The organism is Kocuria sp. CH-021, from assembly GCF_049716185.1.
GTDB classification, from domain to species: domain Bacteria; phylum Actinomycetota; class Actinomycetes; order Actinomycetales; family Micrococcaceae; genus Kocuria; species Kocuria cellulosilytica.
In genome coordinates, this window is sequence record NZ_JBNAFK010000002.1 from 194,069 (window position 1) to 217,271 (window position 23,203).

Sequence of the window (23,203 nt, forward strand, 5' to 3'; positions counted from 1 at the left end):
CCAGGCCCCGCCCACGACGGTGCGTGGACGGGGCCTGGTGCGTGCAGGATCAGCGGGCCGGGGCCCGGGGCGTCACTTGCCCTCGAAGATCTCCCGCATGAGCTGGGCGGTCTCGGACGGCGTCTTGCCGACCTTCACGCCCGCGGCCTCGAGGGCCTCCTTCTTGGCCTGCGCGGTGCCCGAGGAGCCGGAGACGATGGCGCCGGCGTGGCCCATGGTCTTGCCCTCGGGAGCGGTGAAGCCGGCGACGTAGCCGACCACGGGCTTGGACACGTTGGCCTTGATGAAGTCCGCGGCGCGCTCCTCGGCGTCGCCGCCGATCTCGCCGATCATCACGATGGCCTCGGTCTCGGGGTCCGCCTCGAACGCCTCGAGGGCGTCGATGTGGGTGGTCCCGATGACCGGGTCGCCGCCGATGCCGATGGCCGTGGTGAACCCGATGTCCCGCAGCTCGTACATCATCTGGTAGGTCAGGGTCCCGGACTTGGAGACCAGCCCGATCCTGCCCTTGCCGGTGATGTTGGCCGGGGTGATGCCGACCAGCGACTCGCCGGGGGTGATGATGCCGGGGCAGTTCGGGCCGATGATGCGGGTGGTCTGCTGGCCGTCCGCACCGGTCCTAGACTTGGCGTAGGCCCAGAACTCGGCGGAGTCCTGCACCGGGATGCCCTCGGTGATGACGACCACCAGCGGGACCTCGGCGTCGATGGCCTCGATCACGGCGTCCTTCGTGAAGGCCGGCGGGACGAAGACGATCGACACGTCCGCACCGGTCTTCTCGACGGCCTCGGCGACCGTGCCGAAGACCGGCAGCTCGACGCTGTTGCCGTCCTTGTCCTGGTGGGACACGGTGGTGCCGGCCTTGCGGGCGTTCACGCCGCCCATGACCTGGGTCCCCGCCGCGAGCATGCGCCCGGTGTGCTTGGTGCCCTCGCCGCCGGTGATGCCCTGAACGATGACCTTGGAGTCCTTGTTCAAAAAGATAGCCATTGCTGTTCGTTCCTTAGAAGTGTTCGTCCGTGTCGGCGGATCAGTTGGCGGCGTGGGCGAGCTCGGCAGCCTTGTCCGCACCCTCGTCCATGGTCTCGGCGAGGGTGACCAGCGGGTGGTTGGCGCCGGCGAGGATGCGCCGGCCCTCCTCGACGTTGTTGCCGTCCAGGCGGACCACCAGCGGCTTGTCCTCCTCGTCGCCGAGGATCTCGAGCGCCTTCACGATGCCGTTGGCCACGGCGTCGCACGCGGTGATGCCGCCGAAGACGTTGACGAACACGGACTTCACCTGCGGGTCGTTGAGGATCACGTCCAGGCCGGCGGCCATGATCTCGGCCGAGGCCCCGCCGCCGATGTCCAGGAAGTTGGCCGGCTTGACGTTGCCGTGCTTCTCCCCGGCGTAGGCGACGACGTCCAGGGTGGACATGACCAGGCCCGCGCCGTTGCCGATGATGCCGACCTCGCCGTCGAGCTTGACGTAGTTGAGGTCGTGCTCCTTGGCCTTCTCCTCGAGGGGGTCGGCGCTGGACTTGTCCGCGAGCGAGGCGTGCTCGGACTGGCGGAACTCGGCGTTCTCGTCCAGGGTGACCTTGCCGTCGAGGGCGATGACCTGCCCGTCGCCGGTCTTCACGAGCGGGTTGACCTCGACGAGCGTGGCGTCCTCCTTCTTGAAGACGTCCCACAGCTTCACGAGGACGGGGGCCACCTTCGCGGCGGTCTCCTCGTCGAACCGGGCCTCGCGGACGATCTCCTGGGCCTTGGCCTCGGTGATGCCCTCGGTCGGGACGACCTCGACCCGGGCGAGGGCCTCGGGACGCTCGACGGCGAGCTGCTCGATCTCCACGCCGCCCTCGACGGAGCACATGGCCAGGTACGAGCGGTTGGCGCGGTCCAGCAGGATCGAGAAGTAGTACTCCTCGGCGATGTCCGCGCCCTGGGCGATCATGACCCGGTGGACGGTGTGGCCCTTGATGTCCATCCCGAGGATCTGCTGGGCGTACTCGTAGGCCTCGTCGGCGTTCTTGGCGACCTTGACGCCACCGGCCTTGCCGCGGCCTCCGACCTTGACCTGGGCCTTCACGACGGTGACTCCGCCGATCTTCTCGGCGGCGGCCCTTGCTTCTTCGGGGGTGGTCGCGACGATGCCCTGGAGCACGGGGACGCCGTGCTTCTCGAACAGGTCGCGTGCCTGGTATTCGAACAGGTCCACGGGTATATGCCCTTCTTCGTCGAAGTCGTGGGCGGCGGCGACCCGGGCAGTACGCGGGTCGTCCTCCGACCGGATGGTGAACGGAGCGCCCGCATCCTCCCGGCCGAGGCCCGGCGGATGCGCCCGGACCGTTCCGCGGAGCCGTTCCGGGCGCGGGACTTTCCGGTGCACTCCCTGTACGAGACTGTAGTGCATGCCGAATCGGCGGCCACAACCGGGGACGCGCGCGTGCGGCCCGGCGTTTCTTGATTGACTGACCCCATGAGCTCTGTCGATCCCCCCGAGAACCGGGCGTTCGCCCCCGCCGACCCCGGCTTCCTCGTCTCGATCGCGACCTTCGCGTTCGTGGCCCTCGGGCTCGAGGCCGTGGTCGACGGCACGGTGCTCACCCTCACCGGCGAGATCCCCGACGTCTATCCGCTGGGCTGGCAGGTCTTCGCCTGGCTCTGCCTGGGCGCGGCATGGGTCGGGATCCAGCGAGGTCTCGTGGCGTGGCTGCGCCACCGGGCGCTGGACCCCGGTGTTCCCCCACCCTCGACCCCTTCTCCCTCCCCCGCGGTCGATCACCGGCGGACCACCACCGCCCTGTTCCTGTTCGTGCTGGCGGTCCTGCTCGGGGTGATCCTGCCCGTCTTCCTCGTGGGCGAGTGGCGCGTCCAGCCGATCCAGCTCTACCTGGACCTCTACGCCGACTACGGCGGAGGCGCGTGGCTGGGCATGGTGGGCTTCGCGGCCTACCACGTGGGCCGGTCCCTGCTCCTGGCGCTGGTCCTGACGTGCGTGCAGCGGGCCGTGGAGCTGCGCCGGCCTCTGCGCTGGGCACAGGCCGCGCCGGTGGGCGGGCTCGTCCTCGGACTCCTGCTCGCCCTGCCCGGACTGCTTCTCGGCGGCTGGGCCTCCGTCGCCACGGCCGTGGTCTGCTGCACCCTGCTGGGCGCGGTGCACAATCTCACCGGCAGGTCGTTGCGCTGGACGGCCCCCGCGGCCGTGGCGGTGCTGCTGTTCGTCTGAGGGCACCCGCCGGCCGACCCGTGCCCTCCCCGCACCGGGCCGGGTTCGCCTCCGTCGTCCCCGGACAGGGCTCCGCTCCGGGCGTCGCCCCCGGGTCCGGGTCCGGTCCAGGGCCCGGCCCAGGACCCAGTCCAGGACCCGATTCCGGGCGCGACGACGACGGATGTTGCGGCCGTCACAAAAATCCGTCCGACAGGGTTCCCTGACCCACCCATATGTCCTAACATAGTGACATCAGCATCAGTGAGATCTGCGTCACGCTCCCGGTGATCCGTCGCACTGACCGATCCGCATCATGAAGAGCGCCACGGCTGCGCACGAACAAAGGAACCTCCGATGGCCACATCGTCACCGCGCGAAGCAGCCGCCACGCTGCCTCCGCTCACCTCCGGGCCGCACCGCAAGCGCCTGGGCCTGATCTCCATCGTCGCCTGCTTCGGCGGCCTGCTGTTCGGCTACGACACCGGCGTGATCAACGGCGCCCTGCGCCCGATGTCGGCCGAGCTCGGCCTCACCCCGCTCACGGAGGGCGTGGTCACCAGCTCGCTCGTCTTCGCCGCCGCCGTCGGCGCCCTCTCCGGAGGCCGGATCTCGGACGCCTGGGGCCGGCGCAAGACGATCCTCCTGCTGGCCGTGCTGTTCTTCGTCGGCACGATGATCGTCGTCTTCACCCCGTCCTACGAGATCCTGGTGGCCGGGCGCATCTGTCTGGGCCTGGCCGTCGGCGGCGCCTCGGCCGTTGTGCCCGTCTTCCTCTCGGAACTGGCCCCGTACGAGATCCGCGGCTCGATCGCCGGCCGCAACGAGGTGGCCATCGTGATCGGCCAGCTCTCCGCGTTCGTGATCAACGCGATCATCGGCAACGTCTTCAGCGATGTCACCGGCGTCTGGCGGATCATGTTCGCGATCTCCGCGCTGCCGGCCGTGGCGCTGTTCATCGGGATGCTCCGGATGCCCGAGTCCCCGCGCTGGCTCGTCGAGAAGGGCCGGCACGCCGAGGCCCTCGAGGTGCTCAAGACCGTGCGCTCCGAGGACCGGGCGGTCGCCGAGCTCGGCGAGGTCGAGCACGTCGCCGAGGAGGAGCGGGCGGAGAACCGGATCGGCCTGGGCACGATCCTGACCAACAAGCACCTGATCCGGATCATGCTCGTCGGCATCGGCCTGGGCATCGCCCAGCAGCTCACCGGCATCAACTCGATCATGTACTACGGGCAGATCGTGCTCATCGAGTCCGGCTTCAGCGCGAGCGCGGCCCTGATCGCCAACATCGCCCCCGGTGTCATCGCCGTGGTCGGCGGCTTCATCGCGCTGTACATGATGGACCGGCTCGACCGGCGGAAGACCTTCATGATCGGCCTGAGCCTCACGACCACCTGCCACCTGCTGATCGGGATCGCCGCGATGACGATGGGCGCGGACAACCCGCTGCGCCCCTGGGTGATCCTGGCCCTGGTCGTCGCCTTCGTCGGCTCCATGCAGACCTTCCTCAACGTCGCGGTGTGGGTGTACCTCTCGGAGGTCTTCCCGCTGCACATGCGCGGCTTCGGGATCGGCGTGTCCGTGTTCATGCTGTGGGTCGCCAACGGCGTCCTCTCGCTCTACTTCCCCTCCCTGGTCGACGCGGTCGGGATCACCGGGACGTTCTTCCTCTTCGCCGGGGTCGGCGTGCTGGCGCTGATCTTCGTCTACACGCAGGTCCCGGAGACCCGCGGCCGGACCCTCGAGGCGCTCGAGGAGGACGTCTCGACCGGCGCGATCTACCAGGTCAAAGCGCCCACCTCCTAGGCACCGGACCGCGGCGGTGCGCCGCGCGCAGAGCCCCCGTGGTGGGGACGGCCCGTCGACAGGGCCGTCCCCACCACGGGGGCTCCTCCGTCCCGGCACGGCCGCCGGCCGCACGCGTCCGCGGCGGGCGGCGGCTCGCCGGACGGGACCGCCGCGGGCCCGCCGGGCTCAGCCCACCTTCGTCAGCGGTGCGTAGCGCAGCAGGAGACGCTTCTCGTCGGCCCCGAACCGCACCTTCGCCACGGTCTTGTCGCCGGCACCCTCGAGGGACACCACCGTGCCCTTCCCGAACGCCTTGTGGTCGACGGTGTCGCCGACGGACAGGCTCGGGATCTCCTTGTTGGGCTGGACCCGGCCCGCCGTGGTGGCCCGGGACGGGGCCATCCGCTCGAAGGCCGCGTTCGACGCCGCCGCCGCGCCCCAGTACGAGCCCCGCATCGGGTCCCGCTGCCCGGAGCCGCCGCCGTGCAGCGCGGAGCCCCACGAGGCCGGGGCGGAGGAGCCCTCGCGCTTCCAGTCGAGCAGCTCGGCCGGGATCTCGTCCAGGAACGGACTGGCCGGGTTGTACTGGGACTGCCCCCACATGGAGCGGAACTCGGACCGGGTGAGGTAGAGGCGCTCGCGGGCCCGGGTGAGACCCACGTAGGCGAGGCGCCGCTCCTCCTCCATCTCCTTCTCGTCCGTGAGGGAGCGCTGGTGCGGGAACAGCCCGTGCTCCATCCCGGTCAGGAAGACCACGGGGAACTCGAGGCCCTTCGCGGTGTGCAGCGTCATGAGGGTGACCACGCCCTGGGCACGGGCCTCGGCGACCTCCGCCGCGATCTGCTCGGCGCTCGGCCCGCCCTCGGTCCCGGCGGCGGGCCGGTTGGGGATCTGGTCGGCGTCGGCCACGAGGGAGACGTGCTCGAGGAACTCGGGCAGCCCTGCCTCGGGGCGGTCCCGCTCGAACTCCCGGACCACGGCCACGAGCTCCGCGAGGTTCTCGACCCGGGACTCGTCCTGGGGGTCCTGCGACTGGCGCAGGGCCGCGAGGTAGCCGGACTGCTCCAGGACGGCCTCGAGGACGGAGGCGGCCCCCGAGCCCTCGGCGACCGAGGCGAGGTCGTCCATGAGCTGGACGAACCCCTTGACCGCGTTGAGCGAACGGGTCGCCATCCCGGGTGCCTCGTCGGCACGGCGCAGGGCGGCCATGAAGGAGATCCGCTCGCGCTCGGCGAGCGCCGCGGCGGCGCCCTCCGCGCGGTCGCCGATGCCCCGCTTGGGCTCGTTCACGATCCGGCGGACGTTGATGTCGTCGTCCGGGTTCACGATCGCGCGCAGGTAGGACAGGGCGTCCTTGATCTCCTTGCGCTCGTAGAAGCGGGTGCCGCCCACCACCTTGTACGGCAGCCCGACGCGCATGAGGATCTCCTCGAGGGAGCGGGACTGCGCGTTGGTGCGGTAGAACACGGCCACGTCACCGGGGCGGTAGCCGTCCTCGTCCTGGAGGCGGTCGATCTCCTCGGCGATGAAGCGGGCCTCCTCGTGCTCGTTCTCGGCGGCGTAGCCGGTGATCTTCTCGCCGCTGCCCGAGGCCGTCCACAGCCGCTTGTCCCGGCGCCCCTTGTTCTTGGCGATCACCGCGTTGGCCGCGGTGAGGATGTTCTGGGTGGACCGGTAGTTCTGCTCCAGCAGGATCGTGCGGGCCTGGGGGTAGTCCTGCTCGAAGTCGACGATGTTGCGGATGTCGGCCCCGCGGAACGCGTAGATCGACTGGTCCGAGTCGCCCACGACGGTCAGCTCGGCGGGCGGCACGGGGCTCGCCCCCGGCCCGGTGTCCGCGCCGGTCCCGACGAGCTCCCGGACGAGCGCGTACTGCGCGTGGTTGGTGTCCTGGTACTCGTCGATGAGCACGTGCCGGTAGCGCCGCCGGTAGTACTCGGCCACCTGCGGGAACGCCCGGAGCATGTGCACGGTCTGGCTGATGAGGTCGTCGAAGTCCATGGCGTTGGCCGCGCGCAGCCGCTCGGTGTAGCCGCGGTAGACCTGGGCCACGGCGCTCTCGAAGGGGTCGCTCTCGGAGGCCCGGGACAGGTGTGTCTCGTCGTCGACGAGCTCGTTCTTCAGCGCGGAGATCCGGTGCTGGATGCTCTTCGGCGCGAAGCGCTTGGGGTCGAGGTCGTGCTGCTTGGCCACGAGCGTGATCAGCCGGAGGGAGTCCGCGGAGTCGTAGATGGAGAAGGTCGACTTCAGGCCCACGCTCGCGGCCTCCCGCCGCAGCACGCGCACGCAGAAGGAGTGGAAGGTGGAGATCGTCATCGACCTCGCCGAGTCCCCCACGAGCTCCACCACGCGCTCGCGCATCTCGGCGGCGGCCTTGTTCGTGAACGTGATCGCGAGGATCTCGCCCTGGTGGGCCCGTCCGGTGGCCAGCAGGTGCGCGATCCGGTGGGTCAGCACGCGGGTCTTGCCGGAGCCGGCGCCGGCGACGATCAGCAGCGGTGAGCCGGAGTGCTCGACGGCGGCCCGCTGCGGTTCGTTGAGCCCCTCCACGAGGGCGTCGGCGGAGGCGGTGCCGCGCCGCGGCGGGGCGGCGGTGCCGGGGCGGGCCACGGACGCGGAGGGCAGGAGCGGGTTGTCGAAGAGGTAGTCCATCGTGGGCCCAGTCTACCGAGGCCCGGAGACAGCCGGGCCGGGCGGGGGACGGTCCTCAGACGAAGTGCAGTTCGAGCCGGTGCCGGCCGTTGTCGTCCTCGACCCACAGCTCCGAGTCGGCGACCGTGACCCGGACCGGCCGGTGCAGCCGGATGTCGTCGTCGAACTCGACGGAGTTCTCGGCCCCTCCGCCGTAGACGGTGTCGAGCTCCCGGCTGGCCGGGTCGAGGTGCCTGATGGCGTCGTTGCCGGTGTCGGCGATCACGACGGAGCCGTCGTAGAGGATCTGCAGGTCCTCGGGGTGGTCCAGCTGCGCAACGTCCGTGGGGCCGTCGGTGAAGCCGGCGCCCGCCCGGCCCACGACGGTGCAGACCTGCGGGCCGCCGTCGGGCTTGTCGGTGTCGATCTCGATGCAGCGCAGGGACGAGGAGTCCCGGTCGATGAGCCAGAGGGTGCCGCCGCCGTCCTCGGTGATGGACACGGTGGCGGCGAACTTCGCCTGCGCCGCCTTGCCGTCCCGCCGTCCGGACTCGCCCGTGCCCGCGAACTCGTACAGCACGTCGGTGTACGGGTCCCAGCGGAAGAGCCGGTGCAGGGAGGGCACCGCCACGATCACGGCCGAGAGCTTGTGCGACCACACCATGTCCGCGATGGGGGCGCCGCCGAGGACGGAGCAGTCCACCGTGCGGCGCACCGTCTCGTGGTCCTTCTCGAACAGCGTCAGCACGTTGCCCTCGGTCAGCCGCATGAGCAGGCCGTCCGGGAGTCCGATGGACAGTTCCATGACCGGCACCTCCGTGTCGTCCTCGTCGAGCGCCCGGTCGTCCTCGGCCGGGCCGCCCCCCGTGCGGTCCGTCAGGACCGGTGCGGGTGGCCCCAGCCTACCCCTCGGTCCCGGCGTTGGGCGGTGGGCGCACGACGGGATAATGGGGGCATGGGACTGACACGCGCACAGAAGGCACGCAAGCACGGCGGCGCCGCGGCACCCGCGGGACCGCCGCGGGGAACGCGCCTGCACCAGGCGGCACCCGGTGAACTCCGGCCGGAGCCCACGCGGTCGAGCTCGGCTCTCGTGGTGGGCGTGGCCATGTCCGTCGCGGCGCTCCTGTGGCTGTACGTGCACGTCTGGGTCCTCCCCCGGTTCGGCGCCGCGGCGGCCGGCGGGCTCGCCCTGCCCGAGTGGATGCCGGGCGGGTTCGGCCAGGAGCACGCCGAGCGCCTCGCCGCGGCGCTCGGCGAGGAGGGGCGCGCCCAGTACGAGGCGGTGCACCGCTCGTCCGGGCTGCTGGCCCCGTTGTTCGTGGGACTGGCGTGGCTGCTGTTCGTGGCGGTCAACACGGCCTCCCGCGCGCGGCGATGGCTGCGCTCGGCCGTGGTGCTCGGCTTCGCGGCCGTCTCGCTGGCGGGCAACGCTGCGATCGACGCCGCTCTCGCGGACCCCGGGGACGGTTCCGCCGTGACCACGGCCTCCGTGCTGGTGGTGGCCCGCTGGGTCCTGCTCGTGCTGCTGCTCGCCGTGACCGCGGCCGTGGCCGTGGAGGCGGTCCGGCGCCGGTCGGGCGCCGCCGACGCCCCGCCCCGGGACCGCGCGCCCGCCCCGCGGCGCTGACCGGCGGGCCCGGGCGCCGACGGGGCCCAGGGCGCGCGGCCCCGCGCCGGAACTGCGCCCGGCCCCGCTCGGACCGCGCTCCGGTCTCGGAACCGCCCCGGACGGGCGGACGCCCCGGACCGTGCGGTCCGGGGCGTCCGTGCGTGCCCTCGATTGGATTCGAACCAACGACACCGGCTTTAGGAGAGCCGTGCTCTATCCCCTGAGCTACGAGGGCGACGCGAACAGTCTAGGGGCTCCCCCGGACCCCCGCTAACCGGCCGCGCCCGGACCCGAGCCTGTCCGGACCCGGCGGGGCCCGCCGGCCCACGGCTTGTCCGGACCCGGCGGGCCCACCGGCCCACGGTCCGGGGACCCGCCCGCCCCGCCGGGAGCCGGCCGGTGCAGCCCCACTAGGATCGATCGCATGCCCGTCTACATCGATCCGCCGCTGTGGCCGGCCCACGGCACGCACTTCTCGCACCTGGTCTCCGACACCTCCTACGAGGAGCTGCACGCCTTCGCGGACCGGCTGGGGGTTTCCCGGCGCGCCTTCGACCGGGACCACTACGACGTGCCGGAGAGCCGGTACGAGCAAGCGGTGGCCGCGGGTGCCCGGCCGGTCGACGGCCGGCACCTCACGCGCGTGCTCGTGCGCAGCGGGCTGCGCGTTCCCGCGCGGGCGCGCCCGGACCGAGTCGCCCGGGTCCTCCTGCGGCGGTGGGCCGCCCGTTTCCCGGCGCACCCGGCGCTGGGCGAGGAGCTCGTGCACCGGTGGAGCGAGCCGCACCGGCACTACCACGGTCCGGCGCACCTGCTCGCGGTGCTCGAGGCCCTCGACGTGCTGCTGGCCGGGACCCGGCTTGACCCCGCCCGGTCCGAGGCCCTGGTCCTGGCCGCGTGGTTCCACGACGCGGTCTACCGGGGCCGCCCCGGGTCCGACGAGCAGGAGTCCGCGGAGCTGGCCCGTGCGCGGCTGACCGCCGCCGGCTTCCCCGAGCCGCTCGCGGCGGAGGTCGAACGGCTGGTGCTGCTCACCCTCGGGCACCGGGTCACCGACGACGACACCGCCGGAGGGCTGCTCCTCGACGCCGATCTCTCGGTGCTCGGGGCGGACCCGGCGGGCTACGCCGCCTATGTCGCGGGGGTCCGGAAGGAGTACGCGCACGTGCCGGAGGCGGTGTTCGCGCAGGCCCGGTTGCGTGTGCTCGAGGACCTCCGGGACCGGCGCCCGCTGTTCCGGACCCCGGCCGCCCGGCGGCGGTGGGGCACCGCGGCGGGCCGCAACCTCGAGGACGAGATCGCCCGGCTGCGCGCGGCCGTCGGGGCGGGTCCCTCCGGTCCCCCCGCGGACGCCGCGGTGCTGACCATCACCGCCGTGTGCCTGCGGGACGACGACGGGGCGCTGCTGACGGTGCGCAAGCGCGGCACGGAGCGTTTCATGCTGGTCGGCGGCAAGCTCGATCCGGGCGAGTCCCCGGCGGCGGCGGCCGTGCGCGAGACGGCGGAGGAGGTGGGCCTGCGGCTGGACCCCGCTCAGCTGGGCCTGCTCGGGGAGTTCGAGGCGCCGGCCGCGAACGAGGACCGCACGTGGGTGCGCTGCACCGTGTTCACGGCGCCGCTGACGGGCCGGCCCGTGCCGCTCGCGGAGATCGAGGAGCTGCGCTGGCAGCCCGTCGGCGAGGACGTCCTCGACGCGCTCCCCGTGGACCTGGCCCCGCTGCTGCGGGAGCACGTCATTCCGGCGCTGCGCCGCCCTCCCGGCGGTCCGGGCGCCCGGCCGTGACGTGCCGCCGCCGGTGGAGCAGGATCCCGGTGACCAGGCCCAGCACGATCCCGATGCCGCCGAGGACGGAGAGCCACATCGCGGCGTGGCCCACGAAGGCGGCGACCACGAACCCGGCCGCGATGCCGGGCACGGCGCCGGCGATCATGCCGTAGGCCATGTAGGCGTACTCACGATCGAGGCTCGTGCGGGCGTTGCGGCTGTAGTCGGTGGACATGGTCCCAGTCTATCGGCCGCCGGGCGGGCACCGGAGCGGGCGCCGCAGCGGCCGCCGGGGAGGACCCGGGAACGACAGCGGGTGCGCGGTTCCCGTCTGGCCGACCAGGAACCGCGCACCCGAACCGGTGCTCTCGCGTGCGCTCAGCGCACGCGGACGTAGACGGGGCCGGAGCCCACGTTGACGCTGTCGATGACGGTCGTGCCGCCGTTCCAGCCGCCGTGGACGGCCTTGCCGCCGCCGATGTAGACGCCGATGTGGGCCGCGCCCATGCCACCGTCGGCGTAGTAGACGAGGTCGCCGGGCTGCGCCTGGCCGGCGGAGACCTGCGTGCCGAGGCTCAGGTAGGAGGCCGGCCAGCCGTGGTGGTTGATCCCGGCGGCGCGCAGGGCGTTCGTGACGAGCGCGGTGCAGTCCTGGCTCACGCCGAGCTGGCCCATGGCGGCGGAGGAGATGGTCGCGCCCTTGCCGGAGGCGGAGCTCTGGGTGCTGACGGTGCGCTCGGCCGCCGGGGCGGCCTGCACGACCGGCTTCGGGGCGGCGGCGGGCTTCGGGGCCGGGGCGGCCTGCACGACCGGCTTGGGAGCAGCGGGCTTCGGAGCCGCCACCGCCGGGGCGGGCGCGGCGGCCGGCTTCGGAGCGGGGGCGGCCTGCACAACCGGCTTGGGGGCGGGGGCGGCCTGCACGGCCGGCTTCGGGGCCGGGGCGGCCACGGCGGGAGCCGCGACGACCGGGGTCTGCACCTTCCGCTCGGCCTTCTTCTCCGCCTTCTTCTCAGCCTTCTTCGCGGCCGGCTTCTCCGACGCCGGCTTCTCGGCCTTCGTCACGTGGGCGACGGGCTCGAGGGACACGGCGGGGGCCGCGGCGGGGGTGGCGGCGGCCACGGCGGACAGCGGGGCGTCGGCGGAGGCGTCCTGGGCCGGAGCGGCCTGCACGGACACGGTGGTGGCGAGGGCCAGGCCGGAGAAGGCCGCGACGGCGGCCACGGTGCGGGCCTTGCCGGTCAGGAGCGAGCCGATGCCGTTGGAGGAGGTCAGGTCACGGGTCATGAGGAGTTCAGACGACTTTCTGGCGGGGCCGAGCCGGCCTGCCGGAGGGCACGGGGACAGCACGGATCGCCCCGGGGGATGCTGGGGTGGTCCGGTGTCCGGCAGGACGGTGTTCCGGGATCGGGAACGACGGCCGGGCGAGCGGAGGGGAGGAGTCGCTGTCCGGGCGGACAGCAGGAAGCACGGAGAGCCGGGAGAGCGGCTCTCCGTGCCTGGGGGGATCGGGTGCCGCCCGCACCCGAGGGGTGCGGGCGGCCGGGACCGATCAGAAGGTGTAGTAGCCGTCCAGCTGCATGGCGTTGACGGAGTGGACCTGGGTGCCCTGGGTCGGGTTGAGGGCGGAGATCATCTTGCCGCCGCCGATGTAGACGCCCACGTGCGCGCCGCCGTTCTGGGAGACGAGGTCGCCGGGCTGCGGGTTGGCGGTGGGGGTGCCCGCCGCGAACTGGGACCAGGTGGTGCGGGGCAGGTCGATGCCGTTCTGGGCGAAGACCCACTGGGTGAAGCCGGAGCAGTCCCAGGCGCCGTAGGCGGTGCCGCCGTAGACGTAGCCGGCGCCCTGCGCGGACATCGCGGTGCCCACGATGCCGCCGGCGGCCGGGGAGATGGCCGTGGTGGCGGTGGACTGGGGGGTCACGCTCGCGGTGGCGGCGGCCGGCTGGGGCGCCGGGGCCGGGGCCTCGTAGGCCGGGGCGGCGGGCTGGGCCGCGGGCTGCGCGGCGACCGGAGCCTCATAGGTGTACGAGGTGTAGCCGGCCAGCGAGGCGGACGCCGGGGCCGGGGCCGAGTAGGCCGCGCCGGACTCGACGGGGGCCTGGGCGTAGGCCTGGGCCGGGGCGATGGAGCCGATCATCGCGGCGCCGGCGGCGGCGGCGATGGTGGTGTTGCGCACGGCGTGCGAGGTGCTCTCGGCGCGGTGGCGGGCAGAGTTCTGCTGGAAAAGCGACATGGTTGAGTTCCTCCCTTTGCCTACGAGGTGAGCTGTCGGATTCGGGTGGGAGACACCCGGCCGCAGAACGCACGCGCTCTGACGACTTAACCCCAAGGACCCGGATCACCGGGACCGAAAATGGTTCCCCCGCTTCTGCCAAGCAGTTTCTGTGTAGAGGCCACGGGCACCGGCAGAATTCGGCGATGTGCTTCGTGGGCGCCGATCCGACCAGTGATCAGCACGCGTTGAACAGTACATGACAGATTACGGAAGTGTCACGTTTTGATCACGACCGATCACGAAGAGGCAACGAGCACCATATCAATCCCGCGGAATTGAGTCTTCACAGAAGAAGAATTTGCCCCTGCGACGCCCTGTGCAGTGCCCTTCGGAGCCCGCAAAAACCGCGTCCCACCAGGGCCGGTGCGCTCCGGGAGCCTGTCGGGGAGCGGACTGGCGGAAAGTAGCTTGTGAACGTCCACACATCCGGGACGGGACCGCTCCCCGGAGCGCTCCGGGGCACCGGGGACGACGCCGCACTGCCTCCGGAGGCACCGCGGGAGATGTCCCCCGCCGCCCGCGGCGAGGCACATCTCCCGCCGCCCGCGGCGGGGCGTCAGGAGGCGAGGACGCGGATGGCCGCGGCGGTCCGCAGGTCGACCTCCGCGGACCGTCCCGTGGCCGGCACCTCGATGCGCACGAGCTGACCGTCCACCCGTGCCCTGACCTCGGCCCCGGTGAGCACGCCCACGTCGCTCAGCACGCCCAGCAGGTCGGCGTCCGCCTGGACCACCTCCGGCAGCAGCGCGATGGTGTGCGGGCCGTCCGGGACGTGGCGGGCGGCGTCGAGCAGGGAGGGGTGCGCCGCGGCGGGGCTGTCCTCCACCCCGAGGGCGGCGAGGCCGGGGATCGGCGTGCCGTACGGCGAGTGCCGGGGGCTGTGCAGGAGGTCCACGAGCCGCCGCTCGACCTGCTCGCTCATGACGTGCTCCCACCGGCACGCCTCGTCGTGGACCTGTGCCAGGTCCAGGCCGATGACGTCGGCGAGCAGGCGCTCGGCGAGCCGGTGCTTCCGCATGACCTGCACGGCCCGCTCCCGGCCGGCCTCGGTGAGCAGCAGCGACCGGTCCGGGCCCACCGTCAGCAGCCCGTCCCGCTCCATCCTGGACACCGTCTGCGAGACCGTGGGCCCGGAGTGGTCGAGACGCTCCACGATGCGGGCCCGCATCGGTGTGATCCCCTCCTCCTCGAGCTCGAGCACGGTCCGCAGGTACATCTCCGTGGTGTCGATCAGGTCGCTCATGCCTCAGTCATCCTTCGTCCGGCCGTCCGGCCCCGGGGATCCTGCCCGGTCCGGTCTTCCTGCACGAGCTTAGTGCGAGAGCCCCGCTGTGGTCCGGACGGAGAGCGGCACCCGCGGAGCCCGGGGCCCGATGAGCCCGGCCGCCCACTGCACCCGCGCAGCCCGGCGTCCACCGCACCCCGCACCCGGCACCCGCGGAGCCCGGCGTCCGCGGGTGGGGCAGAATGGGCCGAGGCGCGCACGGCGCGAGCATCCCGTCCCGGCGGCCGCGCCCACCGCCCGTCACCCGCCGCACGTCATCCCGAGGGAGCGCCCGTTGCCCGCACACGTCACCATCCCCCAGCATCTGCTGCCCGCCGACGGCCGGTTCGGCGCCGGCCCCTCGAAGATCCGCCCGGCCCAGGTCGAGGCCGTGTCCCGCGCCGGGACCGCCCTGCTCGGGACGTCCCACCGTCAGGCGCCGGTGCAGGAGCTCGTGGGCTCGGTGCGCGAGGGCCTCGCGCAGTTCCTCGGGCTCCCCGAGGGCTACGAGGTGCTGCTGGGCCTGGGCGGGGCAACCGCCTTCTGGGACGCCGCCGCCTTCGGGCTCGTGCAGCGCAGGGCCCAGCACCTGGTGTTCGGCGAGTTCGGGGCGAAGTTCGCCCAGGCCACCGACGGCGCCCCGTTCCTGGAGGCCTCCTCGATCGTGGAGTCGGCCCCCGGAGCACGCCCGGAGGCCCGTGCGGAGGAGGGCGTGGACGTCTACGCCTGGCCCCAGAACGAGACCTCCACCGGGGTCGCCGCACCCGTGGTGCGGCCCGCCGGCACCGGGGACGAGGCGCTCGTGCTGGTCGACGCCACCTCGGCGGCCGGCGGGATGGCCGCGGACCTGGCCGCGGCGGACGTCTACTACTTCTCTCCCCAGAAGAACTTCGGCTCCGACGGCGGGCTGTGGCTCGGCGCGTTCTCCCCCGCCGCCGTCGAGCGGATCGAGCGGATCGGCGCCTCGGGGCGGTGGGTCCCCGACTTCCTGCAGCTCACCACGGCGCTGGAGAACTCCCGGAAGAACCAGACCTACAACACTCCCGCCCTGGCCACCCTGGTCATGCTCGACGAGCAGGTCCGGTGGCTCAACGAGCAGGGCGGCATGGCGTGGGCCGCGGCCCGCACGAAGGAGTCCTCCGACCTCGTCTACGCGTGGGCGGAGGCGGTCCCGTTCGCGCGCCCGTTCGTGGCCCGCCCGGAGGACCGCTCCACCGTGATCACCACCGTGGACTTCGACGACGCCGTGGACGCGGCCGGTGTCGCGGCGGTCCTGCGCGCCCACGGAGTGGTGGACGTCGAGCCCTACCGCAAGCTGGGGCGCAACCAGCTGCGGATCGCCACGTTCGTCTCGATCGAGCCCGACGACGTGGCCCGGCTGCTGCACTGCGTGGACCACCTCGTCGAGCAGCTCCACGGACGGTCGGGGCGCTAACCGGCGGGCACGCGCCCCGCGCGCAGCCGCCACCACACGACGAAGCCCACCAGGGCCCCGCCGAGACCCGCCGCCACGGCGACCCCCATGCCCCAGCGCGCCCCGAGGGCGTCGGTGATCCAGCCGACGACCGGCGCCCCGATCGGGGTGCCGCCCATGAAGATGGCCATGTACAGGCTCATGACCCGTCCGCGCATCACCGGTGAGGTGGTCGACTGCACGTACGCGTTGGCAGTGGTCATGATGGTCAGGGAGGACAGCCCGCAGGGCACCAGCCACAGCGCGAACAGCGGCAGGCTGGGCGCCGTCGCCGCACCCAGGCAGCTGACGGCGAAGACGGCGCTGCCCCCGTAGACGTAGCGCAGCCGGGCGCTGCGGCGCCGGGCCGAGAGCAGGGCCCCCGCCACCGTGCCGACCGCCAGCACCGAGTTGAGCAGCCCGAAGGTCTCCGGGCCGCGGCCGAACTCGGGGCCGGCCATGGCCGCCAGGAACACCGCGAAGTTCAGCCCGAAGGTGCCGATGAGGAAGATGGTGATCAGCACGGCCACGATGTCGGGGCGGCTGCCGACGTAGGCCAGGCCTTCCCGGATCTGCCCCCGCCCCCGGCCGGACCGCGGCATCCCGCGCAGCTCGTCCGTGCGGATCGCCAGGACGGCGGCGAGCATGGCGCCGAAGGTCAGCGTGTTGAGCAGGAACACCCAGCCCGACCCGATCGAGGCGACGAGCACGCCGGCCACGGCGGGCCCGATCATCCGGGCCGTGTTGAACGAGGTCGCGTTCAGGGCCACGGCGTTGGAGAGGTAGGCGTCGTCGACCATCTCGGAGACGAAGGTCTGGCGCACGGGGGCGTCCATCGTGGAGACGACACCCAGGGCGAGGGCGAAGCCGTAGACGTGCCACAGGGTGGCCGCGCCGGTCAGGACCAGCACTCCCAGACCGGCCGCCAGCACCGCCATGGCCGTCTGCGTCCACAGCAGCAGGCGCCGCCGGTCGAGCCGGTCCGCGAGCACGCCGGCCCAGGGCGCGAGGAAGAGCTGGGGCAGGAACTGCAGGGCCGTCACCACGCCCATGGCGGTGGCGTCCTGGTCCGAGAGCTCGTCGAAGACCAGCCACGACTGGGCCGTGCGCTGCATCCACGTCCCGATGTTGGACACGAGCGCGCCGAGGAACCACAGCCGGTAGTTGCGGAACCGGAAGGACCGGAACATCCCGCGCGCGGGCTCCGGGGCCTCGTCCGTCCCGGCGGTCCCCGGTGGAGCGGTCAGGGCCGCTCGCCCTCCTGCGGCGGGACGGACCCGTCCTCGGCCGCCGCACGGTCCTCGGGGGCCCGGTCGCCGCCGGCCGCGTCCCCGGAGCCGCCGGGCGCACCGGCCGCGGCGTTCTCCCCGGCCTCCTCCTCGGCCCGGTCCTGCTCCTCCTGCGCCTTCTCCTCGGGGCTCACCCGGGCGGACCACGGGACCCACTCGGGTGCCAGGAGGGCGTCCTCCCCCGGCAGCAGGCCCACCTCGCAGACCGTCACGGCCTTGCTGCGGGGGGCGCGGGCCAGGCTCGCGAACCAGTTCCAGCCCCGGTACCCGGGCAGTGCGCACTCGAAGAGGTGGACGACCAGCCGGTCCTCCTCCGCCGTCACCCGGTGCCCGGGACCGATCTGCGCGGGCTCCGCGATCTGCTCGACCGCGGCGCGGGCCGTGGCGACGTCGGCCGCGAGCAGGGCGTCGTGCTTCGGGGTCCGGCGGCGGCGGGGCGCCGGTGCCGCCGGCTCGGGCGCCGCGGGCGCGGCCTCGGCGGTCGCGTCCTGGGCGGTCTCCTCGGTCACTGCTGGTCTCCCTCGTGCTGGGTGTCGGCGATGGGTGGCGGTTGCCGGCGGCGGGTGCGCCGGGGCGGAGCGGGACGGCGGTGCGGTGGGCTCAGACGTCCAGGTTGTCGGCCACGGTGCGCAGGATCGCGGCGATCTTCTTCCCGTGCGCGGAGTCGGGGTAGCGGCCCCGGTGCAGGCCGTTGGACATGTCGTCCAGGAGCTTGATGAGGTCCTCCGTGATGACCGCCATCTCGTCGGCGGGCTTGCGGACGTTCTTCGCGACCGACGGGGTGCGGTCCAGGATCCGGGCGGAGAGCGCCTGCGCGCCGCGCCGTCCCTGCGCCACCCCGAACTCCATCCGCGTCCCCGGCTTCACCGTGGTGGCCCCGGAGGGCAGCGCCGAGGAGGGCAGGAACACTTCCTGGCCGTCGTCGGCCGCCAGGAACCCGAAGCCCTTCTTCGCATCGAACCACTTGACCTTGCCGGTGGGCACGCTGTCTCCCTCGTCCTCGTGTTTCGTGGCGGGGGCCCGCCGGTCGCTGCCGGCGGGCCACCCTGTGGAACATCCCATTCTAGCCCTGCCCCACGGACGGGAGCCGCCGGGGCGCGGTCACCAGCACGCCGCCGCGCTCGGTATTCTGGAGCCATGCCTGCTACCGACGACCGCGCGGCCGCGCCCGCGGACCGCCCTGCCCGACGCCCCGGGGTCGACGTCCTGGGCGCCTCCGCGGTCGTGCTCGGCCTGGTGTCCGCCGCGTGCCTCGCCCTGCTGCTCGTGCTCGAGGCCGTCGGTGCCGACCCCTGGGACGGGCTCACCGTCGTCCCGTGGTTCGCGTTCCCCGTGGCCTTCCTGCTGTTCTGCGCGGTCCTGGTGCGCTCCCTGCTGCGCCGCCGCCGGGCCTGAGCCGTGCTCCCGGACGGCCTGCTCCGGGATCTCGCGTCCCGCTCCCCCGCCGAGCTGGGCGAGCTGCTGGCCGCCCGGCCGGAGGCCGTCCGCCCGGGCACGGAGTCGGTCGAGGACCTCGCCGAGGCGCTGCTGTCCCGCGCGGGCCTGCGCCGGGCCCTCGACGAGCTCTCCCGGCCCGAGCTGGACGCCGTCGAGCGCGCCGTAGTGCTGGGCGGGCCCGCCGCGCCGCTGCCGGCCCGCCCGCCCTGGGACCGGCTGCACCGCCTGGGCCTCGTGCACCGGGACGGCGACGTGCTGCGGCTGGTGCCCGGGCTGGCTGAGGCCCTCGGCCGCTACCCGGCGGGGCTCGGCCGGCCGAGGCAGGTGCTCGCGGTCCTCGCCGCACGCCTGCGCGGCGAGGCACCGGGCGCACCGGTCGCCGGGTCCGTGCCCCGCACCGCCGAGGAGCTCGCGCAGTGGCCCGCCCCGGCGCGGGAGGTGCTCGACCGGTTCCGCGCCCACCCCGTGGGCGCCCTGCCCGGCGCCCTGCGCCGCGCCGACCCCGCGGCCGACGCCGGCGCCCGGCCGGTCGACTGGCTCCTGGCGCACGGGGTCCTGTTCCCCGTGGACGCCCGCCACGTGGAGCTCCCGCGGGAGATCGGCCTGCTCCTGCGCGGTCCCGACCCCTGGGCCACCACGCCCCCGGAGCCGCCCGCCGGGCCGGGCGCGCCCGTGCCCGACCGCGTGCGGGACAACGCCGCCGCCGCGGCGGTCGAGCAGCTGCTGCGGCGCACCGCGGCGCTGCGCGCCGAGCTGCGGGCCCGGCCGCTGACCACCCTGCGGGCGGGCGGGATCGGCGTGCGCGAGCTGCGCCGCCTGCGCTCGGCCCTCGGCGTCGAGCACGCCGAGCTCGTCCGCCTCCTCGGCCGGGGCGAGCTGACCGGGCTCGTCCGGCTGGACCCGGACACCTCGGCCTGGCGCCCCGCGCCGGCCCCCTTCGAGGACGCCGAGCGCCCCGACCAGTGGTGGCACGTGGTGCGGTCGTGGCTGGCCTCCGACGTCGTCCCCTCCGCGGTCGGGCTGCCCCTGGCCGACGGCTCGGTCGTCGGGGTCCTCACGCGGGGCACGCACGCCCCGGAGGCCCCGGCCGTGCGCCGGGCGCTGCTGGCGGCCCACGCCGAGGCCGCCGAGCGGGCCCCGGGGGGCCACGGCACCGAGGACGTCCTGGCGCTGGCCCGCTGGCGGCGCCCGCGCCTGGGCAGGGCCCTGGACCGCTGGGGCCCGGGAATGCTGACGGAGGCCGCCGAGCTCGGCCTGCTGGGCGCCGACGCCCTCACCGCCCCCGGCCTGGCCCTCGCGGAGAACCGTCCCGAGGACGCCGTCCGCGCCGTGGCGGGGTGGCTGCCCGCGCCCTCGCGGACGGTGCTGCTGCAGAGCGACCTCACCGCCACGGCCACCGGCTACCTCGCGCCCGACGTGGCCCGCGCCCTCGGCGGGCTGGCGGATCCGGAGGGCCACGGGCCGGTCCCGCGGCACCGGTTCAGCGAGCGCTCCCTGCACCGCGCGCTCGACGCGGGCTGGACCCCGCCCTCGATCCTCGCGTGGCTCGAGGAGCACGGCCGGGGCCCGGTGCCGCAGGCGCTGGCCTACCTGGTCGAGGAGGCCGGCCGGGGGCACGGGCGGATCCGGATCACCCGGGCGGACTGGGTGCTCACGGGCGAGGAGGAGCTGCTGGAGGCGCTCGCCGGCTCCCCAGAGCTCGCGGGGCGCCGGCTGCGCCGGCCCGCGCCCGGCGTGCTCGTGGTCGGTGCCGGTGCGGAGACCCCCGGCCGCCGCGGCCCTTCCGCCCGGGACGGCGGGCTCCGGGAGCTCACCGCCGCCGTCCGGGCCACGGGCACCGAACCGGCGCTCGACGTCGCGCCCGCCGAGCCCGCCCCGCCGGTCCCCGCCGCCGACCCGGCCCTGCTGCTCGAGGTGCCCGCCCCGCGCCTGCCCGTCCCCTCCGCGGAGGAGGTCCAGGACCTGGTGGACCGGCTCACCGGCCGGGACCGGGCGCGGCACCCGGCCGACGACCCGACCGACGACCCGACCGACAGCGGAGGAGCCGCCCCGTGGGACCCCTGATCGTCCAGAGCGACCGGACCGTGCTGCTCGAGCTCGACCACGAGGACGCCGACGACGCGCGGCGGGAGCTGGCCGCCTTCGCCGAGCTCGAGCGCGCCCCGGAGCACGTGCACACCTACCGCATCACCCCGCTGGGCCTGTGGAACGCCCGGGCCGCCGGGCTGGACGCCGAGCAGGTGCTCGACGTCCTCCTCACCCGGTCCCGCTTCCCGGTCCCCCACGCCCTGCTGCTGGACATCGACGAGACGATGTCCCGCTACGGCCGGCTCGTGCTCGAGCAGGACCCCGTGCACGGGCTCGTGCTGCGCAGCTCCGACGCCCCGGTGCTGGAGGAGATCGCCCGGCACCGGAAGATCGCCCCGCTGCTCGGGCCCCGCATCGACGGCTCCACCACGGTGGTGCACGCGAGCGCGCGCGGCCAGCTCAAGCAGCTGCTGCTCACCGTGGGCTGGCCGGCGGAGGACCGGGCCGGCTACGTGGACGGCACGCCACACCCCCTCGCCCTCACGGAGACGGACCCGCTCACGGGCGAGGCCTGGTCCCTGCGCCCGTACCAGCGCCACGCGGTGGAGAACTTCTGGGCGGGCGGCAGCGGCGTCGTCGTCCTGCCCTGCGGAGCCGGCAAGACGCTGGTGGGCGCCGGCGTGATGGCGGCGAGCTCCACGACGACGCTCGTCCTGGTCACGAACACGGTCTCGGCGCGGCAGTGGAAGGCCGAGCTGCTGCGCCGGACCACCCTCACGGCGGACGAGATCGGCGAGTACTCCGGTGCCGTCAAGGAGATCCGCCCCGTGACGATCGCCACGTACCAGGTGCTGACCACCCGCCGCGGCGGGATCCACCCCCACCTGGAGCTGCTCGACGGCCACGACTGGGGGCTGATCGTCTACGACGAGGTGCACCTGCTGCCCGCCCCCGTGTTCCGGATGACCGCCGAGCTGCAGGCGCGGCGCCGGCTGGGCCTCACGGCCACCCTGGTGCGCGAGGACCACCGCGAGGGCGAGGTGTTCTCCCTCATCGGGCCCAAGCGCTACGACGCCCCGTGGCGCGAGATCGAGGCCCAGGGCCACATCGCCCCCGCCGACTGCGTCGAGGTCCGGGTGGAGCTGCCGCTCGCGGACCGGATGGCCTACGCCTCCGCCGAGGACGCCGACCGGCACCGCCTCGCCTCGTCCTCCCCGCACAAGCTCGACGTCGTGGCCCGGCTCGCGGCACGCCACCGCGGGGAGCCGGTGCTCGTGATCGGGCAGTTCCTGGACCAGCTCGACGAGCTGGGCGCGCTGCTCGGCGCCCCGGTGCTCAAGGGGAGCACGAGCACGGCCCGGCGGGAGCGGCTCTTCGCCGCGTTCCGCGCCGGGGAGCTGCCGGTGCTGGTGGTCTCGAAGGTCGCGAACTTCTCGGTCGACCTGCCGGAGGCCTCGGTCGCGGTGCAGGTCTCGGGGGCCTTCGGCTCCCGGCAGGAGGAGGCCCAGCGCCTGGGGCGGCTGCTGCGGCCCAAGCGGGACGGCCGTCCGGCGACGTTCTACACCGTGGTGGCCCGCGACACCGTGGACGCCGGCTACGCGGCCAAGCGCCGCCGCTTCCTCGCGGAGCAGGGCTACGCCTACCGGATCCTCGACGCCGCGGCCCTCGAGGCGCCCGGGGAACTCCCCGAGGACCGGTGACGGCCGTTCAGGCGGCGTTCAGGGTGTTCCGAGAAAATGGGTGGTGTGAAGAACGACAACCCTGAAGCGAAACTGCTCGTCGTGGACGACGAGCCCAACATCCTCGAGCTGCTGGCCACGTCCCTGCGCTTCGCCGGCTTCGAGGTGGTCACCGCTGCCAACGGCCGTGACGCCCTCGCCAAGGCGGAGTCCGAGAACCCGGACCTCGCGGTGCTCGACGTCATGCTCCCCGACATGGACGGCTTCTCCGTGACCCGCAGGCTGCGCGCGTCCGGGCGGCACTTCCCCATCCTCTTCCTCACGGCCAAGGACGAGACCGAGGACAAGGTCACGGGGCTGACCGTGGGCGGCGACGACTACGTCACCAAGCCCTTCAGCCTCGACGAGGTCGTCGCCCGCATCCGCGCGGTGCTGCGCCGCACCCAGCCCGCCGAGGAGGACGACTCCCGGCTGCGCGTGGACGACCTGGTCCTCGACGACGACGCGCACGAGGTGTTCCGGGGCGAGCGGGAGATCGATCTCTCCCCCACCGAGTTCAAGCTGCTGCGCTACCTCATGCTCAACCCGAACCGGGTGCTGTCCAAGGCGCAGATCCTCGACCACGTGTGGGAGTACGACTTCAACGGGGACGCCTCGATCGTGGAGTCCTACATCTCCTACCTGCGCCGGAAGATCGACAACGACCCGGAGCTGCCCCCGCTGATCCACACCAAGCGCGGCGTCGGCTACCTCCTGCGGTCCTCGCACAAGAACCACTGACCCGGTCCCGGG

General features: G+C 73.7%; 20 protein-coding genes, 1 tRNA gene and 1 riboswitch. Of the genes, 9 read left to right on the forward strand and 12 right to left on the reverse strand.

What is annotated here, in order from left to right:
- Window positions 1-72: 72 nt before the first annotated feature.
- Both sucD and sucC read right to left on the reverse strand, forming a co-directional pair.
- Complete coding sequence (sucD, locus tag ACPYN7_RS02170; RefSeq protein WP_058874308.1) at window positions 73-990, reverse strand: succinate--CoA ligase subunit alpha; 918 nt, start codon at window positions 988-990, stop codon at window positions 73-75.
- Between the two features lie 40 nt (window positions 991-1,030).
- Window positions 1,031-2,200: an ADP-forming succinate--CoA ligase subunit beta gene (gene sucC / locus ACPYN7_RS02175; protein WP_058874307.1), complete on the reverse strand. Its 1,170-nt coding sequence runs from the start codon at window positions 2,198-2,200 to the stop codon at window positions 1,031-1,033.
- A gap of 261 nt (window positions 2,201-2,461) precedes the next feature.
- On the opposite strand from sucC, the gene ACPYN7_RS02180 reads away from it, so the two are divergent.
- Both ACPYN7_RS02180 and ACPYN7_RS02185 read left to right on the forward strand, forming a co-directional pair.
- Window positions 2,462-3,211: a hypothetical protein gene (locus ACPYN7_RS02180; RefSeq protein WP_058874305.1), complete on the forward strand. Its 750-nt coding sequence runs from the start codon at window positions 2,462-2,464 to the stop codon at window positions 3,209-3,211.
- A gap of 336 nt (window positions 3,212-3,547) precedes the next feature.
- The gene (locus ACPYN7_RS02185) at window positions 3,548-4,996 is read left to right on the forward strand and encodes a sugar porter family MFS transporter (RefSeq protein ID WP_058874304.1); all 1,449 of its coding nucleotides are present in this window, start codon (window positions 3,548-3,550) and stop codon (window positions 4,994-4,996) included.
- A 168-nt stretch (window positions 4,997-5,164) separates the two neighbouring features.
- Here ACPYN7_RS02185 and pcrA read toward each other — a convergent pair whose 3' ends face one another.
- Both pcrA and ACPYN7_RS02195 read right to left on the reverse strand, forming a co-directional pair.
- Window positions 5,165-7,630: a DNA helicase PcrA gene (pcrA, locus tag ACPYN7_RS02190; protein WP_424346557.1), complete on the reverse strand. Its 2,466-nt coding sequence runs from the start codon at window positions 7,628-7,630 to the stop codon at window positions 5,165-5,167.
- A gap of 55 nt (window positions 7,631-7,685) precedes the next feature.
- Window positions 7,686-8,414: an integrase gene (locus ACPYN7_RS02195; RefSeq protein ID WP_424346558.1), complete on the reverse strand. Its 729-nt coding sequence runs from the start codon at window positions 8,412-8,414 to the stop codon at window positions 7,686-7,688.
- Window positions 8,415-8,564: 150 nt separating this feature from the next.
- On the opposite strand from ACPYN7_RS02195, the gene ACPYN7_RS02200 reads away from it, so the two are divergent.
- The gene (locus tag ACPYN7_RS02200) at window positions 8,565-9,239 is read left to right on the forward strand and encodes a hypothetical protein (RefSeq protein ID WP_424346559.1); all 675 of its coding nucleotides are present in this window, start codon (window positions 8,565-8,567) and stop codon (window positions 9,237-9,239) included.
- Between the two features lie 144 nt (window positions 9,240-9,383).
- Here the strand turns inward: ACPYN7_RS02200 and ACPYN7_RS02205 are convergent.
- Window positions 9,384-9,456, reverse strand: a tRNA-Arg gene (locus tag ACPYN7_RS02205).
- A gap of 189 nt (window positions 9,457-9,645) precedes the next feature.
- Here ACPYN7_RS02205 and ACPYN7_RS02210 point away from each other — a divergent pair.
- The gene (locus ACPYN7_RS02210; RefSeq protein ID WP_424346560.1) at window positions 9,646-11,004 is read left to right on the forward strand and encodes a DUF4031 domain-containing protein; all 1,359 of its coding nucleotides are present in this window, start codon (window positions 9,646-9,648) and stop codon (window positions 11,002-11,004) included.
- Here the strand turns inward: ACPYN7_RS02210 and ACPYN7_RS02215 are convergent.
- The 4 genes from ACPYN7_RS02215 to ACPYN7_RS02230 all read right to left on the reverse strand — a co-directional run bounded on the left by ACPYN7_RS02215 (window position 10,955) and on the right by ACPYN7_RS02230 (window position 14,504).
- Complete coding sequence (locus ACPYN7_RS02215) at window positions 10,955-11,221, reverse strand: hypothetical protein (RefSeq protein WP_058874301.1); 267 nt, start codon at window positions 11,219-11,221, stop codon at window positions 10,955-10,957. The genes ACPYN7_RS02210 and ACPYN7_RS02215 overlap by 50 nt on opposite strands.
- A gap of 143 nt (window positions 11,222-11,364) precedes the next feature.
- A complete protein-coding gene (locus ACPYN7_RS02220) occupies window positions 11,365-12,270 on the reverse strand; it encodes a C40 family peptidase (RefSeq protein WP_424346561.1) in 906 nt (301 codons plus the stop codon).
- 265 nt (window positions 12,271-12,535) lie between these two features.
- Window positions 12,536-13,219 carry a C40 family peptidase gene (locus ACPYN7_RS02225; protein ID WP_424346562.1) on the reverse strand — a complete coding sequence of 228 codons (684 nt, stop codon included), beginning with the start codon at window positions 13,217-13,219 and terminating at the stop codon, window positions 12,536-12,538.
- 5 nt (window positions 13,220-13,224) lie between these two features.
- Window positions 13,225-13,412, reverse strand: a riboswitch (cyclic di-AMP (ydaO/yuaA leader).
- A 405-nt stretch (window positions 13,413-13,817) separates the two neighbouring features.
- Window positions 13,818-14,504, reverse strand: coding sequence for a metal-dependent transcriptional regulator (locus ACPYN7_RS02230; RefSeq protein WP_058874298.1), 687 nt, complete (start codon window positions 14,502-14,504; stop codon window positions 13,818-13,820).
- A gap of 316 nt (window positions 14,505-14,820) precedes the next feature.
- Here ACPYN7_RS02230 and serC point away from each other — a divergent pair, with 316 nt between their 5' ends.
- Window positions 14,821-15,960, forward strand: a complete 1,140-nt coding sequence (gene serC / locus ACPYN7_RS02235; RefSeq protein WP_058874297.1) for a phosphoserine transaminase — start codon at window positions 14,821-14,823, stop codon at window positions 15,958-15,960.
- Here serC and ACPYN7_RS02240 read toward each other — a convergent pair.
- The 3 genes from ACPYN7_RS02240 to ACPYN7_RS02250 form a co-directional block, all read right to left on the reverse strand.
- The gene (locus tag ACPYN7_RS02240) at window positions 15,957-17,168 is read right to left on the reverse strand and encodes an MFS transporter (protein ID WP_424346563.1); all 1,212 of its coding nucleotides are present in this window, start codon (window positions 17,166-17,168) and stop codon (window positions 15,957-15,959) included. The two genes, serC and ACPYN7_RS02240, sit on opposite strands and share 4 nt — an antisense overlap.
- A 53-nt stretch (window positions 17,169-17,221) precedes the next feature.
- Entirely contained in the window at window positions 17,222-17,776 is a 555-nt protein-coding gene (locus ACPYN7_RS02245) for a DUF3027 domain-containing protein (RefSeq protein WP_058874295.1), read from the reverse strand.
- A 91-nt stretch (window positions 17,777-17,867) separates the two neighbouring features.
- A complete protein-coding gene (locus ACPYN7_RS02250) occupies window positions 17,868-18,251 on the reverse strand; it encodes a cold-shock protein (protein ID WP_058874294.1) in 384 nt (127 codons plus the stop codon).
- 153 nt (window positions 18,252-18,404) lie between these two features.
- Between ACPYN7_RS02250 and ACPYN7_RS02255 the strand changes: the two genes are divergently transcribed.
- Genes ACPYN7_RS02255 through ACPYN7_RS02270 form a run of 4 tightly spaced genes read left to right on the forward strand, consistent with a single transcriptional unit; the run spans window position 18,405 to window position 23,191 of the window.
- Complete coding sequence (locus ACPYN7_RS02255; RefSeq protein ID WP_058874293.1) at window positions 18,405-18,662, forward strand: hypothetical protein; 258 nt, start codon at window positions 18,405-18,407, stop codon at window positions 18,660-18,662.
- A 3-nt stretch (window positions 18,663-18,665) separates the two neighbouring features.
- Window positions 18,666-20,768 carry a helicase-associated domain-containing protein gene (locus tag ACPYN7_RS02260; RefSeq protein ID WP_424346564.1) on the forward strand — a complete coding sequence of 701 codons (2,103 nt, stop codon included), beginning with the start codon at window positions 18,666-18,668 and terminating at the stop codon, window positions 20,766-20,768.
- Window positions 20,756-22,432 carry a DNA repair helicase XPB gene (locus tag ACPYN7_RS02265; protein ID WP_424346565.1) on the forward strand — a complete coding sequence of 559 codons (1,677 nt, stop codon included), beginning with the start codon at window positions 20,756-20,758 and terminating at the stop codon, window positions 22,430-22,432. The genes ACPYN7_RS02260 and ACPYN7_RS02265 overlap by 13 nt, the downstream gene beginning before the upstream one ends.
- A 36-nt stretch (window positions 22,433-22,468) precedes the next feature.
- A complete protein-coding gene (locus ACPYN7_RS02270) occupies window positions 22,469-23,191 on the forward strand; it encodes a response regulator transcription factor (RefSeq protein ID WP_058874290.1) in 723 nt (240 codons plus the stop codon).
- Window positions 23,192-23,203 lie beyond the last annotated feature (12 nt).

Excerpts from the sequence above, each read along its gene's own strand:
- sucD (WP_058874308.1), bottom strand. The coding sequence starts at position 990 with ATGGCTATCTTTTTGAACAAGGACTCCAAGGTCATCGTTCAGGGCATC.
- ACPYN7_RS02180 (WP_058874305.1), top strand. The coding sequence starts at position 2,462 with ATGAGCTCTGTCGATCCCCCCGAGAACCGGGCGTTCGCCCCCGCCGAC.
- ACPYN7_RS02185 (WP_058874304.1), top strand. The coding sequence starts at position 3,548 with ATGGCCACATCGTCACCGCGCGAAGCAGCCGCCACGCTGCCTCCGCTC.
- pcrA (WP_424346557.1), bottom strand. The coding sequence starts at position 7,630 with ATGGACTACCTCTTCGACAACCCGCTCCTGCCCTCCGCGTCCGTGGCC.
- ACPYN7_RS02195 (WP_424346558.1), bottom strand. The coding sequence starts at position 8,414 with ATGGAACTGTCCATCGGACTCCCGGACGGCCTGCTCATGCGGCTGACC.
- ACPYN7_RS02200 (WP_424346559.1), top strand. The coding sequence starts at position 8,565 with ATGGGACTGACACGCGCACAGAAGGCACGCAAGCACGGCGGCGCCGCG.
- ACPYN7_RS02210 (WP_424346560.1), top strand. The coding sequence starts at position 9,646 with ATGCCCGTCTACATCGATCCGCCGCTGTGGCCGGCCCACGGCACGCAC.
- ACPYN7_RS02215 (WP_058874301.1), bottom strand. The coding sequence starts at position 11,221 with ATGTCCACCGACTACAGCCGCAACGCCCGCACGAGCCTCGATCGTGAG.
- ACPYN7_RS02220 (WP_424346561.1), bottom strand. The coding sequence starts at position 12,270 with ATGACCCGTGACCTGACCTCCTCCAACGGCATCGGCTCGCTCCTGACC.
- ACPYN7_RS02225 (WP_424346562.1), bottom strand. The coding sequence starts at position 13,219 with ATGTCGCTTTTCCAGCAGAACTCTGCCCGCCACCGCGCCGAGAGCACC.
- ACPYN7_RS02230 (WP_058874298.1), bottom strand. The coding sequence starts at position 14,504 with ATGAGCGACCTGATCGACACCACGGAGATGTACCTGCGGACCGTGCTC.
- ACPYN7_RS02240 (WP_424346563.1), bottom strand. The coding sequence starts at position 17,168 with ATGTTCCGGTCCTTCCGGTTCCGCAACTACCGGCTGTGGTTCCTCGGC.
- ACPYN7_RS02255 (WP_058874293.1), top strand. The coding sequence starts at position 18,405 with ATGCCTGCTACCGACGACCGCGCGGCCGCGCCCGCGGACCGCCCTGCC.
- ACPYN7_RS02270 (WP_058874290.1), top strand. The coding sequence starts at position 22,469 with ATGGGTGGTGTGAAGAACGACAACCCTGAAGCGAAACTGCTCGTCGTG.